This is a genomic window from Acidobacteriota bacterium (genome assembly GCA_026393675.1).
Classification (GTDB): domain Bacteria; phylum Acidobacteriota; class Vicinamibacteria; order Vicinamibacterales; family JAKQTR01; genus JBAXOX01.
Genome location: JAPKZQ010000040.1, coordinates 97,870 through 110,649 on the forward strand (window position 1 = coordinate 97,870; position 12,780 = coordinate 110,649).

18 protein-coding genes and 1 tRNA gene are annotated in these 12,780 nt (G+C 64.6%); 16 read left to right on the forward strand and 3 right to left on the reverse strand.

Features of this window, described 5'->3' with window-relative positions; translation table 11 throughout:
- Positions 1-108 precede the first annotated feature (108 nt).
- Positions 109-1,185, reverse strand: a complete 1,077-nt coding sequence (locus NT151_09855; protein ID MCX6539218.1) for a cysteine synthase family protein — start codon at positions 1,183-1,185, stop codon at positions 109-111.
- A 364-nt stretch (positions 1,186-1,549) separates the two neighbouring features.
- On the opposite strand from NT151_09855, the gene NT151_09860 reads away from it, so the two are divergent.
- Positions 1,550-1,624: transfer RNA gene (locus tag NT151_09860), tRNA-Glu, on the forward strand.
- Between the two features lie 52 nt (positions 1,625-1,676).
- Positions 1,677-1,814 carry a hypothetical protein gene (locus NT151_09865; GenBank protein ID MCX6539219.1) on the forward strand — a complete coding sequence of 46 codons (138 nt, stop codon included), beginning with the start codon at positions 1,677-1,679 and terminating at the stop codon, positions 1,812-1,814.
- Between the two features lie 11 nt (positions 1,815-1,825).
- Here the strand turns inward: NT151_09865 and NT151_09870 are convergent, their stop codons facing one another.
- Both NT151_09870 and NT151_09875 read right to left on the reverse strand, forming a co-directional pair.
- Positions 1,826-2,437, reverse strand: coding sequence for a hypothetical protein (locus NT151_09870; protein ID MCX6539220.1), 612 nt, complete (start codon positions 2,435-2,437; stop codon positions 1,826-1,828).
- 242 nt (positions 2,438-2,679) lie between these two features.
- Positions 2,680-3,060 (reverse strand): hypothetical protein, encoded by a 381-nt coding sequence (locus tag NT151_09875; GenBank protein MCX6539221.1) that lies wholly within the window; start codon positions 3,058-3,060, stop codon positions 2,680-2,682.
- A 446-nt stretch (positions 3,061-3,506) separates the two neighbouring features.
- Here NT151_09875 and NT151_09880 point away from each other — a divergent pair, with 446 nt between their 5' ends.
- The 14 genes from NT151_09880 to NT151_09945 all read left to right on the forward strand — a co-directional run bounded on the left by NT151_09880 (position 3,507) and on the right by NT151_09945 (position 12,633).
- Positions 3,507-3,743, forward strand: coding sequence for a hypothetical protein (locus NT151_09880; GenBank protein ID MCX6539222.1), 237 nt, complete (start codon positions 3,507-3,509; stop codon positions 3,741-3,743).
- Positions 3,744-4,182: 439 nt separating this feature from the next.
- Positions 4,183-4,560: a hypothetical protein gene (locus tag NT151_09885; GenBank protein MCX6539223.1), complete on the forward strand. Its 378-nt coding sequence runs from the start codon at positions 4,183-4,185 to the stop codon at positions 4,558-4,560.
- A complete protein-coding gene (locus tag NT151_09890) occupies positions 4,557-5,090 on the forward strand; it encodes a hypothetical protein (GenBank protein ID MCX6539224.1) in 534 nt (177 codons plus the stop codon). The genes NT151_09885 and NT151_09890 overlap by 4 nt, the downstream gene beginning before the upstream one ends.
- The gene (locus tag NT151_09895; GenBank protein MCX6539225.1) at positions 5,087-6,118 is read left to right on the forward strand and encodes a tyrosine-type recombinase/integrase; all 1,032 of its coding nucleotides are present in this window, start codon (positions 5,087-5,089) and stop codon (positions 6,116-6,118) included. Before NT151_09890 ends, NT151_09895 begins: the two co-directional genes overlap by 4 nt.
- Before the next feature lie 66 nt (positions 6,119-6,184).
- A complete protein-coding gene (locus tag NT151_09900) occupies positions 6,185-6,382 on the forward strand; it encodes a helix-turn-helix domain-containing protein (GenBank protein MCX6539226.1) in 198 nt (65 codons plus the stop codon).
- 34 nt (positions 6,383-6,416) lie between these two features.
- The gene (locus NT151_09905) at positions 6,417-6,929 is read left to right on the forward strand and encodes a hypothetical protein (GenBank protein ID MCX6539227.1); all 513 of its coding nucleotides are present in this window, start codon (positions 6,417-6,419) and stop codon (positions 6,927-6,929) included.
- Positions 6,930-7,034: 105 nt separating this feature from the next.
- Entirely contained in the window at positions 7,035-7,457 is a 423-nt protein-coding gene (locus NT151_09910) for a hypothetical protein (protein MCX6539228.1), read from the forward strand.
- Positions 7,458-7,602: 145 nt separating this feature from the next.
- Complete coding sequence (locus NT151_09915; protein MCX6539229.1) at positions 7,603-7,794, forward strand: AlpA family phage regulatory protein; 192 nt, start codon at positions 7,603-7,605, stop codon at positions 7,792-7,794.
- A 63-nt stretch (positions 7,795-7,857) separates the two neighbouring features.
- Positions 7,858-8,055, forward strand: coding sequence for a hypothetical protein (locus NT151_09920; protein MCX6539230.1), 198 nt, complete (start codon positions 7,858-7,860; stop codon positions 8,053-8,055).
- Positions 8,055-10,118: an AAA family ATPase gene (locus tag NT151_09925; protein MCX6539231.1), complete on the forward strand. Its 2,064-nt coding sequence runs from the start codon at positions 8,055-8,057 to the stop codon at positions 10,116-10,118. The genes NT151_09920 and NT151_09925 overlap by 1 nt, the downstream gene beginning before the upstream one ends.
- Positions 10,115-10,402: a hypothetical protein gene (locus NT151_09930; GenBank protein MCX6539232.1), complete on the forward strand. Its 288-nt coding sequence runs from the start codon at positions 10,115-10,117 to the stop codon at positions 10,400-10,402. The genes NT151_09925 and NT151_09930 overlap by 4 nt, the downstream gene beginning before the upstream one ends.
- Positions 10,399-10,890, forward strand: coding sequence for a terminase small subunit (locus NT151_09935; protein ID MCX6539233.1), 492 nt, complete (start codon positions 10,399-10,401; stop codon positions 10,888-10,890). The genes NT151_09930 and NT151_09935 overlap by 4 nt, the downstream gene beginning before the upstream one ends.
- Complete coding sequence (locus tag NT151_09940; protein MCX6539234.1) at positions 10,883-12,340, forward strand: hypothetical protein; 1,458 nt, start codon at positions 10,883-10,885, stop codon at positions 12,338-12,340. The genes NT151_09935 and NT151_09940 overlap by 8 nt, the downstream gene beginning before the upstream one ends.
- The gene (locus NT151_09945; protein MCX6539235.1) at positions 12,337-12,633 is read left to right on the forward strand and encodes a hypothetical protein; all 297 of its coding nucleotides are present in this window, start codon (positions 12,337-12,339) and stop codon (positions 12,631-12,633) included. Before NT151_09940 ends, NT151_09945 begins: the two co-directional genes overlap by 4 nt.
- Positions 12,634-12,780: the final 147 nt, after the last annotated feature.

Below are 12,780 nucleotides of genomic sequence, written 5' to 3' on the forward strand. Positions count from 1 at the left end.
ATTCATGAATTCGACAACAAGTTTATTCACTCAGGACTTAGTGCTGAGCGAGCATTTTTCATCGGATCGCCTCGCAAGAATACCCGACCGTCATTGCGAATCGAAGCACTACGCCTGCTTCACTTGCCCGGGAAGTTCGGGACAGGCCGAACACAGTCTGCCAACCGCGCGGAATCCGAGCACCTCGATATCCGGCGACAGATAGCCTGGCTTCACCGGCTCGTCTCGCAACAAGTCGGTGCTCAAGTATTTCTTGTTACTGTCGGAGAAGACGGTCGTAACCACCGCTGCCGGCCCCAGTTGGTTCTGGACCTTCACCGCACCGATGAAGTTCGCGCCGGAGGAAATCCCAACCGCCAGCCCGATGTGCGCAAGCTTCTGCGCCAGCAGGATGGCGTCGCCATCCGACGATTCGACGATGGCATCAAGCTCGTTGAGTTTGACGATGGCCGGGATGAACTCGTCCGAGATGCCCTGGATGCGATGGTGCCCCACCTTGTGACCCGTTGACATCGTGGGTGATTCCGCCGACTCCAGCGGGTGAATCCGCACATCCGGCTTCTGTGATCGCAGGAATCGTCCGACGCCCATCACCGTGCCGCCCGTGCCCACGCCGGCGACGAACGCGTCGGGCGTAAGGCCTTCGAGCTGCAACTGTCCCCAGATCTCTGGCCCCGTCGTCATCATGTGCGCCTCGACGTTGGCCTCGTTGGCAAACTGGCATGGCAGAAACACGTGTTTCTCGCGCGCCGCCAGCTCCTCCGACATCCGGATGCTGCCAAGAAAGCCCCCCTGGGTCCGACTGACCAGGACAATCGACGCGCCGAAGCTCGAAATCAGTGAGAGACGCTCCGCACTCATCCAATCGGGTATGAAGATCGTGACTGGATGCCCGAGCGCGCGGCCAATCGCGGAGAACGAGATGCCCGTGTTGCCGCTGGTGGCCTCGGCGATCATGTCGCCCGGGTGAATCGCGCCGTTCTCGTACGCACGCCGAAGCACGTGCAGCGCCATCCGATCCTTGATGCTGCCGGTGAGGTTCACCTGTTCGTACTTCGCGTACAGCACGCGCGGCGCCCCGCGGTAGGTAAAGTCGATGGCGAGCAACGGTGTATTGCCGATGATTCGTTCGAGCGCGTTGAACTTCTTGAGCATCGCCGGGGCAAGTGTTGTGGTGGTCAGCATGTGTGCGTCGGAAATGAATCGGGGCGGCCAGGGGGACGCTGCCGCAATCAGCGCGGCGCCCAGATCTTATAACGAACTGCCGTTGAGACACACGCGGGCGCGATGAATCCTCGCCTGACAAGAAGGCTTGCCAGAGTTCTGGTGGAGCCCCGGGCCTTCAGACCCGGGGTGGCCGAAGGTACCGAAGGACTGCTCGGATCCCGCCCGTCCGCCTGTGTGTACGTGTGGCGTCGGGTCTGAAGACCCGGCCTCCATTCGGACAGACCCGCGATCAGCGCATTGCGAACCGGTGAGGCGTTCTGGTACTATTTGTTGTTCGTCATTCGTGCGTGGTGCACGCCGTGGCGTACTCGCCTTCCAAGTCGTCCCCATCGTCCAGGGGTTAGGACGTGGCCCTTTCAAGGCCGAAACCCGGGTTCGAATCCCGGTGGGGACGCCATCGATTTTGCACTCACGGAAGTCTACGGAATTGTGATGGTCGCCTGATCGGTATGGCGCGAACGAACATCCATCTGAACCGCTGGATCGAGCGGAAGGCGCCGTCCAAGGCGGACCGCCCCGAGGCGCCCGCGAAGGCGAAACCCGCGCCCGCCCCGCTCAAGGCCGACGACGCCCACTCGAAAGTCTAGGTGCCGGGCGACTACCTGGATAGAAACTCAGCAATCTTCAGTGCGAGAAGGTGGCCTCCGCCCGCCTCTAGCACGTGGCGAATCGACTGGAGGCAGTCCGCGACGATTGAACGCTTGGGCGTCGGGTTTGATAGTTGCGCGGCGATCGTGTTGACATCGCTCTCGACCGACTGTCGACCATCGCCTGGTAGATCGAGGTGACTGAGGGCTGTCCGGATCTCACTCAGGAGTGCCTGAACAGCCGGCGCATCAGAAGCGCCCATCGTGAACGTCTGCACGCTGTCTCTGCTTCCCTGCTGGATCTGCGAGTGCTCCATCCGTTCGACGTTGATGATGTTGACTGGTGGGAAGTACGTCGTCGCCGTGCCCGGCTCAGACACGGCGCGTTCGTACTCGCAAATACCTTCGTGAGTAATCCCCATGTTGTGGCCGAACGCCACACATTCGATAAGGCGTTCCGCGGTCAGATACTGGACGACGGCTTCCAGGCGGTCGTCGGTCCAACCGAGCTCGGAGCCGATTTCCCTCTCGTCGATCGCCTCGTCTGAGGCACCATCGGTCCGATTGTAGATGGCCTCGAGGAACGCAAATCGGTCCGCTTTCTTCCTGTCAATCGGCTCCATGATTCCTCCTGGCGGCTCCCCGCAGAGTGGGGGCGTTTCTTGAGTAGGGGGCAGGTACATCTTCCCGCGGGCAAACCGGTCGTGTACGCCCTACTAGCCAGCGCTTCCCGCGCCCTTGGAGCCTACCCAGTCGTCGGTCCGCCCAGCGTCCGATAACTTTCCATTCTCAGCCTCAACGACAGCGACGCGCGCCCGGGCCGCTCAGCGCCCCGTAGAAGCGTCGAGCGATCGAAGGGCTCTATTCATCGACCCGCGTCAGAAGTCTCGCCAGCCGACAGGAGCGTGTCAGCGCGGGGGTGTTTCGGTGAATCCTGCGCCAGTGGGTTATCGAGGAAGCCGGGCGAGTCGTCCAGTAGCAGCCAGGCGCCGAGGGGATTCGCGTCGGTGATGCCGAACCGCCCCGAGTCGTTCTCTGTGTCCGCACCGCGGAGCCGCGCTTGGTCGAGTCGCAGATTGAGGCGACGCGCGATGCGTGCCTCAATCGCCGGCGCCGCCTGATCGTCCTTGGCGTCGTCGCGCCGTTCCCAGTCCGGACGCAGGCCAACGAGCTCGCCCTTCGTCTTCGACCAGGGACTCACAAACCCCATCATTCCCCCGTGCCACACGACTTCGAAGTTCGGCATCGGTCTCATCTCCGAGCGGCATTATCGCACCGGTGCCAGCGCGACAGTGAGAACGAGATTGACTGTTCCCACCGCCGGTCGCTTCTGCTGGCGCTACTATGTGCCGTGCGGGAAGTCTGACCGCGAGTGCCCCTGCGAGGAGGTGGCCGGTGAGGGTTTCAACGCGCCTGATAGCGGTAGCTGCGGCGGTTCTTGTTCTGGCCGGGGCTTTTGGCCTCCGAGCGGCGTTGCTGGAACAGGAAAGGGACCGGGTGCAGCAAGAGAAATACCAGAAGATGCGGGACGACTTGGCGTTTTCTCAAGCGCTCGATCGCATAGCAGAGGAGGATGCAATCAGGGCGGGCAGGCAGCGACGCGTCCCGGCGCTCGTCGAGAGGACGCCCGATACATTGTCGATGCCATGCACTCCAGCGGCGTGGGTTCAAGTTGTTGGAGAGAGCAGCGTCGTGAGCATCGGTGTCGGATTGACCGCGAGCGTGTTCCTGCTCCTGCGTCGACTGGTGAGGCGATTTGCGTGGTGGCGCATCTTGACCGGGGCGGCTCTCGCGCTGGCTTTCGTCTTCCTGTGGTGCGCCGCCGCCGAGACCAAGGTGGGCCCGTTCTCGCACGCCCAATGGCGCCTGCTCGGCTGCGTCGCGATGCTGGCCGCTGGCGGGTTGGCCTGGCGGGCCAGGTGGAAGTGACCGAGCGCGCCGGATATGCACTTCACAAAGGCAGGAGCGCCGCCCGGGCAACGGGCGAACCAGAAGAGCACCCTGATTCCGGTAGACGCGGCGGTCGCCGGCAACCCGCGTGAATCGCGGTCACAATAGGGTGTTGACACGCGTATGCGTTTAGAATACAATCTCATATATGCCGCCTACCCGAACAGTTACCACAATCCGACTCGACGAGGAGCTGCTCGAGGGACTACAGCTCGTCCACAAGCGCGATGGGGTTCCGCCCTCTGAGCAGGTGCGGCGAGCGATTCGAATGTGGCTGGAGTCGAAAGGTGTCATGAAGTCGGAGCGCCCGCGGGCTGTCACCCGCAAGCGCCCCTAAACCGTCAACCTGCGATACCAGGCCGACGATCTGCTGGCTATTCTACCAGCGTCCCGCCGGCCTCCGACCCTGGAGGCACCGATGAAGCAGAACCAGTCTACACGGAAGGCGCCGGTCGCGCGAAAGCGCCCGTCGGTCGACGCGTTGGTCGATCGCGTTCTACAGAAGGCGCTCACGTACAGCAACCTCACCGAACTGGCGGAACTCGAGTTTGAGGCCGTCGAACAGCACTGCCTCGCCATCCGGGACGCGGCGTCGGCGAAGGCCGGGCAGCTCACGAGCAAGCATGCCAACGCGCTGGAGCACCGGCTGAGGGATGCCCTGGGCTCGGACGAACTGCGGGGCGTATTCGTCAGCTATCAGATGACCCAAGCGGAAGTGAAGTTCGCCGGAGAAGACGCGGCGTACGCGATTGGCCTGGCGGTCGGGCGCTGTGTCGCGGCGGGCGGTGCCCGATGAGCGCTAGTGTCCTTCGTTTCCCAGCCCTCGAAGACCGCGCCCGCATCGTTGCCGCGCGAGCCTCTGGAAGCGCGTTGGGGCTGTCGCCAACGGAGGCGGGGCTTGTCGCGCAGTTCCGTGCTCTGCCGGCACACGTCCAGCCCCTGATGGTCAACGTAATGCTGGAGACGTTCGACAAGTTCATGTGCGAGCCGGCCCCTCCGCCCGCTCTCAGTTGGGACGAGCCGTACCGCGAGTCGCAGAGGCAGGCGGTTGAAGCCTTGCGCCAGCGCCACCACCCGACCCCGCAGACCCCCGTTCCCGGTCCAGACTCGCCCGATGGAGTGTCCGCCCGTGCGTTAGCTCGACTTCACGCCGTGGGCCTGTTCACACTGGGGGACCTTGCGCGCTTCAGGAAACACGAACTTGGGCGCTCCGTGAAGTATCTCAACATGAACGCCGCCGACAAGCTGGAGCGGTGGTTCCAGGCGGCCGGGCTCACGTGGCGCGACGACACGGTTTCGAGCGAAGCGAAAGGCGGCGCGTCATGAACACCGCTCCCGCCCTCGCTGTCCCACGGCCGGAGCTCCTGTCGCCGGCGCTGATGTTCGGCGACCAGCGCCAGCGCAACGCGCGCAGCATCCTGGAGGCCTGGCGGGCCGGCAAGTCGCCCCACACGATGCGAAGCTACGAGCACGACCTTGAGGCCTTCGCCCGGTTCCTCTCGGCGGGCCTGGACATCGCCCCGTCGCTCACGGTCGAGGCTGCGCTCGATCGACTCTTCCAACAGGACAGCGCGAGCGCGCACGGGATCGTTCTGAATTTCCGCGGGTCGCTCCTGGCTGCCAACCTCGCGCCAGCAACGATCAACCGGGCGCTTGCAACTCTCCGCTCTGTCTCGAAACTCGCTCGCATGCTTGGCGTGGTTCAGGGCGGTTGGATCATCGAGGTTCCGGGCGTGAAGGCCGAACGTCGCCGCGACACGCGCGGGCCGGCGGTGGAGGACGTGAGACGGATGCTTGAGGCGACGGCCGCCGACACCGAGACGGAGACACGCGACCACGCGATCGTCGCGACGCTGTTCTGCTTGGGCCTCCGGGTTTCGGAACTGTGCGGACTCAATCTCGAAGAGACGGACCTCGCGCGAGGCACCACCTGGATCCGCGGTAAGGGTCGACGCGAGCGCGAGCTCGTGCCCCTGCCAGAGACCGTCGTCGCGGCGCTGCGCCGGTATCTGGCGCACCGCGGCGCCGTTGGCCAGGGGCCGCTGTTTCTCAGCCGATCGCATCGGCCCGGGATCGGCGGCACTAAGAGGCTCCACGCGCGATCGGTGCTGCGCCTGGTCACTGACCTTGGGGAGCGCGTCGGCGTGCGCGTGTGGTGTCACGCGCTGAGGCACACAGCGATTACAACGGCCGTCGCACGCGGCGCTGCGGCCGGTCTTCGCCTTGACCAGGTGCGCGCCTACAGCCGACACAAGACGGTCGCCACGTTGATCGGGTATGTCGACGAACACGACCGGGCCGGCGTTCAACGGCAGATTACCGACGTCGTCGCGGCGGCGCTTGCGGCGGCGTGAAGGTTGAGACGGAGAACGGCGCCTATCGGTCCCACGGTGACGCCGCGAAGAATGGCGAGGCAGTAAATGAACCCGATCGCGCCGCTCTACTACACGCCGCAGGAGGCCGCGCTCGTGCTGGGCGTGCCAGTGCGGACCATCTACTCGATGATCGCCTCCGGGCGGTTGGCCGTGAAGCGCATCGGCAAGACCGGGCGCACCTACCGTATTCCACGTCGGGACGTGGATCCGCCCGAGACGATGCGATTTCGGAAGGGAACATGAGCCACGGCGCGCCCGTCGCCCGAGAGGGAAACACGTGACAGAGCATGCCATCCAGATCCGAGCAATGGAACTGCGCGATCGCCTGGCGCCCCTCCTGGACGGCCGGGTGTTCCACATGACGCCAGGCGATCGTCTGCCAGTCATTCGACAGGATGGGCGGATTCGAGCGAACCACGATGGGGCCCTCGGTAACACGTATCCACAATCGAGGCTCAGTGTCGGGCGAAGGAGGGGCTACGTCTGCCTCTTCGATTTCAGGGGCCAGTCGGAAACGGCCATTCAGAGGGGTCTCGGCTGCTTCTTGCCGAGAGGGGACACGATCGCCGTTCTCTTCGTCGCGCCAGCGGTGTACCCGCAACTCGTCCTATGGAACGATATCCGGTCAATCGATCTGGTGCCGTTTCGAATTCCGGAGGTCGAATGTTGGTTTCCGACTGACCTCCCCTTTTCAGCGATCGAGGAGTCCCTTCTCGTGACGGTGCTCCGAGAGCCGGATCCGCTCGCGGAGGCGTTGAAAGCGTCGAACGAGCCGACGCCGTCGAAGTAGAATTCACTCGCCGCCTAGCGCCGGCCTCATGAACCGGCGCGAACGCCAGTCCCTCGCTGGTCGGCGGCGACTTTTCTTCCCGAGGGAGCATCAGGCGAGGGCACGATGATTATCGGCAGCAAACAACGGACGAAGCAGCACGGCGTCCCCGAGGATGCCGGCCCAGGCATCAAGACGCCCAGCCGGCGAGAGTGGCGGAAGCGACAAGCCGAGCTGCTTCGTCAGTATGGTTGGGCGCCCGATCAGCTATCGCCACAACCGACCCCAGCCCCCGTGGCGGCAAAACAACGCAACGCGGACGCTTGCGTGTCCGGCCCAAACGTGGAGTGCGCGGCCTGGCTGAAAGCCGAAATGAAGCAGCGGAAATTCAACAAGCGCTCCCTGTCTGATGCGGGCGGCCCGGACCCGAAGACTACCAGCAAGATCCTCGACGGCCAGCCGGTGAGCGAAGACGTGCGCGACAAGGTAGCCGACGCCCTCTCGAAAAAAGGGTCCAGAGTCACCGTGCGCGACGTTCCGACCAAGTAGTCGCGGCCCGTCCTCTCCCAATACCTTCCCGACTTTCCGCACTTTCCCGACTGCGGAAAGTCGGGAATCGCCTTCCAGTCATCTAGCCACATCTCTACGCTTTAGGTGTTTTGAATCCATCTGGATTCATTGGAGGCCCGAAGCGATGAGCAAGATTCTGCGGCTGCCGGAAGTTATCGAGATCACGCAGCGGCGACGCTCGACCATCTACGCCGACATCAAGGCGGGGCGGTTCCCGAAACCACTGCCACTCGGCCCGCGGGCTCGAGGTTGGCTCGCAGACGACATCGAAAAGTGGATCCGCTCGTGCGCGGAGTCGCGACAGGGCGCAGCGTGAACCAGGGCTGAAGACGGCAACGCCCGGCACGTGGCAAGCGGCCGGGCGTGGAAGGGGGCACCGATGGACACGACAAGTTTAGCACAGCGTCGACTGGAGCTTGCGCTCGAGAACGAAATCGATGCAGAGACCGCACTTCACGACCGATCGGCCGCAGTGATGCGCGACCTGTCGTCTCTCCGAGCGGCGAAGGCCGCGCTGGCGTCGGCCCGCGTCACGCTCGCAGCGGCGGTTGACGCAGCGAAAAGTGAAGCCGCCTGATGGAGACTGCGCTGGCGACCACCCCGCTCGATCGTTTCCTGGCCGCACTCCCGCGGCCGGCGCAACAGAACGGCGGCGGATGGATGGCCCGATGCCCGGCGCACGAAGATGATCGCGCGTCGCTCTCCATCACGACAGGCGACGACGGCCGCGTGCTGCTCAAGTGTCACGCGGGTTGCCAGGCGGCCGCGATCACCGCGGCGATGAGTCTGGAACTGCGCGATCTGTTCCCTCCTCGTGACCAACACGACTCCGAGCTGACGTACGACTACCGCGACGAGACGGGCGCGGTGCTGTTTCAGGTCGTGCGTTTTCCGAACAAGCAATTCCGTCAACGCCGCCCAGACGGCCGCGGCGGGTGGAGCTGGTCGCTCAATGGCGTGCGCCGCGTGCCGTACCGTCTGCCAGACCTCAAGGGCCGTGAAGCAATCTTCATCGCCGAGGGCGAGAAGGACGTCGAGAACCTCTGGCGCGTGGGCCTGCCGGCGACGACGAACGCGGGCGGCGCCGGGAAGTGGGCACCGGAGTATTCGACGCTACTGAAGGCGTTGGGCTGTCAACGCGTCGCGATCTTTCCCGACAACGATGCGCCTGGCGATGCGCACGCGCGCGCCGTGGCTCGGAGCTGTCACGACGCCGGCCTGTTCACGAAGATCGTGCCCCTTGCCGGCCTCGAACAGAAAGGCGACGTCAGCGATTGGCTGCGCTCGCACACGAAGGCGGAGCTGCTCGAGGCGATCCGAGTGGCCCCGCCGTTCAATCCGGGCCAGCTCGCCGCGGCGCCACTGAAGTTCGAGCTTACGACGCTCGCCGATCTGCTCAACGAACCGGACGAGGCGGCGGATTGGCTCATCGAAGAGCGAATGCCTTCCGGCGGCGTGATACTCCTCGCTGGCCGTCCAAAGGCCGGTAAGTCGACGTTGGCGCGGGACCTGGCCTTTGCGGTCGCCAGCGGGGAGAAGTGGCTCGGGGGCTGGCGTACGCATCGCTGCGCGGTGTGGTATCTCGCACTCGAAGACAAACGCAGCGAGGTCCGAAAGCACTTTCGAGCGATGGGCGCCACCGGCTGCGAACCGATTCGCATCTTCGCCGGCCAGGCACCGAACGAGATCCTGCCCGCGTTGCACGTGCTCGCGGCAACCGAACAGCCAGGGCTCATCGTGGTCGACACGCTACAGCGGCTCATCCGGGCGCGTGACTTCTCCGACTACGCCGACGTCACGTCACGCTTCGAGCCCCTGCTTCGGCTGTCTCGCGAGACCGGCGCGACGCTGCTGCTCTTGACCCATGCCAGCACGCACACCGATCGCTCGGGCCTCGATGCGGTGCTGGGCTCAACGGCCCTCACCGGTTCCGCCGACAACGTCTTCGTGCTGCAACGCTCGGACAAGTATCGGACCCTCTCCAGCGTGCAACGCGTCGGCCACGACCTCGAGCCCGTCGTGCTCGTGCTGGACGAATCGACCGGGCGCGTGACGGTGGCCGGAACCAAGCGGAACGTCGACGACCGGGAGCTCGGGGAGCGCCTACTTGTAACCCTCGAAGGCGAAGCCGAGCCCGTCGCTGAAAAGTGGTTCGACTCTCACGTCGAAGGCCGCAACCAGGACAAGGGCCGCGTGCTGCGGCGCCTGGTCGGGATGGGCCGCGTCGTGCGCTCTGGCGCCGGCGGCCATCGAGACCCCTACCGCTACCAGTTGAGTCCCGAAGGCTCAGGACCCCGCAACTCGGCACTTTCATCCGAAACAGCGAAAAGTGCGGGAACCTCACTCGGACCCGATTTTACCGATGGGAATCTCGATTTCAGGGATGAGGTTCCCGAGGTTCCTATAAGGAATACCGGGAACCTGATCTCTGAAGAGCCTGTACTTACTCCTCAAAGGGCTTCTGACCTCGATACCGAGTGCTTGCAGGTTCCCGAGGTTCCGGAGGTTCCCGACTCTTCTGGAAACTGCGGTTCAGCCACGCTCCAAGCATCAAACGGACCCGATGAAATGGGCTCCGACTTAGGTTCCCGGGAACCGCCCTATCCCCCCGAGTGGGACATCGAGGAGAGCGCACGATGACCGAGAGCGAGCTACGACAGTACGGCGCTGCCTTGCGGGAGCGGCTGAGTATTGTTGCGGGCATGGACGTCGCCACGCTCAGTAACGGCGTCCGGGTCGTTCATTGCCCCGGCTGCCACGCCGAAGAATCGTTCGCGCCGCGCGAGGCGGCGTTCCTCTGTGACACGCGCGTGCCCGGAACCGACTTCCCGCCGTTTATGCACAACGACGCCGGGTGTCCGGTGCTCCGCAAGATTCGATCGGCGAGCGAGGCGTTTGTCGCAACGACAGAGGTGTACGCATGAAAGGCGGACGGAGATGGGCGGTTCGACCGGTTGTGGCGGAGAAGGTGCGTTCCCGGTCCCAACGGCCGGCGGCTCCTGCCCGGACGAGTCGCCCCCTGCTTGAACGTCAACGGCGCTTTGTTGAAATCCTCATGGGTGCCGCGTGCGGCAACGCGACGAAGGCGGCGCGGATGGCCGGCTACGCGGAGACGACCGCTGAGAAGCAGGCTAGCCGCTTGTTGGGAAATGTAGGGATCCGGCGGGCGATCGACGAACGGGCGAAGAGCGACCCGATCGTCTGGACCCGCGAGCAACGGCAACGATTCTGGACGACTATCGCGAGCGGCGCCGCGGGCTACGACGACGCGGACCTGCGCGATAGGTTGAAGGCTTCCGAGATGCTCGGCCGCAGCCAGGCCGACTTCGTCGACACCGTCAAGCACACGGGCACCGTCACGCTCGAGCAGGCGCTCGGGGCTTCGCGAAAGTCGGAGGCGCCCCGTGGTTGACCTGGTCACGATGGGCGCGACGCTCCGACGCTGGCGCGAGAACATCCTCGCGTTCGTGACCGAGGAGTTGCACGTCGAGCCCGACACTTGGCAGCGAGACGCGCTCGAAGCGTTTGCCAGCCCGGACCCGTCGAAGCGCCGGATCAGCCTCCAGGCGTGCGTAGGACCAGGCAAGAGCAGCGTTCTCGCCTGGTGCGCGTTGCACTTCCTCGGCACACAAGGCGAACCAGGAGAACACCCGAAGGGCGCCGCGGTCGCGGTGACCGGCGACAACCTGCGCGACAACCTCTGGGCCGAGCTCTCGAAGTGGATGAGCCGCAGCATCTACCTCTCAACCGCCTTCACCTGGACGGCCTCGCGCATCTTCGCGAACGACCATCCTGAAACGTGGTTCCTCTCCGCCCGCTCCTGGCCGAAGACGGGCAACGCCGACGAGCAGGGGAAGACGCTTTCCGGCCTTCACTCGAAGTACGTGCTTGCCCTCATCGACGAGTCTGGGGTGATCCCGCTGACGGTCCTTCGAGCTGCCGAGCAGGCTCTCTCTAACTGCACGTTCGGCAAGATCGTCCAGGCCGGCAATCCGATCAGCACGGACGGGATGCTCTACGCTGCAGCCGCGCAGCTCCGGCACCTATGGTACGTCCTCGTCGTCACTGGCGACCCCGACGATCCGAAGCGGGCCCCGAGAGTCGACATCGAGTGGGCGAAGCAGCAGATTGAAACGTACGGCCGGGACAATGCGTGGGTGGCAAGCTACATCCTCGGGAAGTTCCCGGCGCAGTCGTTCAACAGCCTTCTGAGCGTCGAAGAGGTTCAGGCCGCGATGGGGCGTCACGTCCGAGAGGACGCCTACACCTGGAGCCAAAAGCGCCTCGGCGTAGACGTCGCGCGCTTTGGTGACGACCGAACGGTCATCTTCCCGCGCCAGGGGCTCGCCGCGTTCAAGCCCGTGGTGATGCGGGCCGCGCGGACCACCAACATCGCCGCCCGCGTCGCGAAGGGGATCGCCAAGTGGGGCGCCGAGCTGACGACCGTTGACGACACTGGGACGTGGGGAGCTGGGGTCATTGACAATCTGCTGGCCGCCGGCGAGTCCGTGCTCGGGATCGTCTTCTCAGACCAGGCGCTCAACCCGCGATACCGCAACCGTCGCGCGGAAATGTGGTTCGAGATGGCCGAGTGGGTGAAACGCGGCGGGGGCCTCCCGAACATCCCCGAGATGGTTGCCGAGCTCACGCAACCTACCTACACGTTCGCCAACGGCAAGTTCCTGATCGAGGAGAAGGACCAGATCAAGAAGCGGCTCGGCCGCTCCCCCGACCTGGCCGACGCGCTCGCACTCACGTTCGCCTTCCCCGATCAGCCGGCGTCGCTCTCCGGTGGCTTCGATCGGCAGTCGGTTGGGCACGTGAAACATGAATTTGACCCCTACGCGGAGGCACAACGATGAGCCTGCGTGTCCGAGTGTTGCATCGCGGGTGCTACGGGAACAGCCTCCGTCGCGAGAGCGACATCTTCACGCTCGCGCGTGAGGAGCACTTCTCGGCCCGATGGATGGTGCGCGTGTCCGAGGACATCCCGGAACATCGGGCGAGTGCACAGCAGTCGCTGAACGCCGAGCTCGGGAAGATGAGCCCGTTGGGGTCGGCGCGGCGAGTCTTGATTCCGGTCGACCCCGGCGAAGACGCGGGCGTGATTCACGACTTCAACCCGTTCGAAACCAGCGAGAGCTGCCATGGCTGAGAACGCCTGTTATCCGTCTGAAGCGAAACCGACAGGAGCGACCGTGCAAACGATTCACAGGAAGGGGCCCCCGCCACCGCCGGAACCAGAGCCGGAGCGGCGGCCCGCTTGGATGGTGAGGTTGCTTGGCGTGTCGTCGGCTCCAGC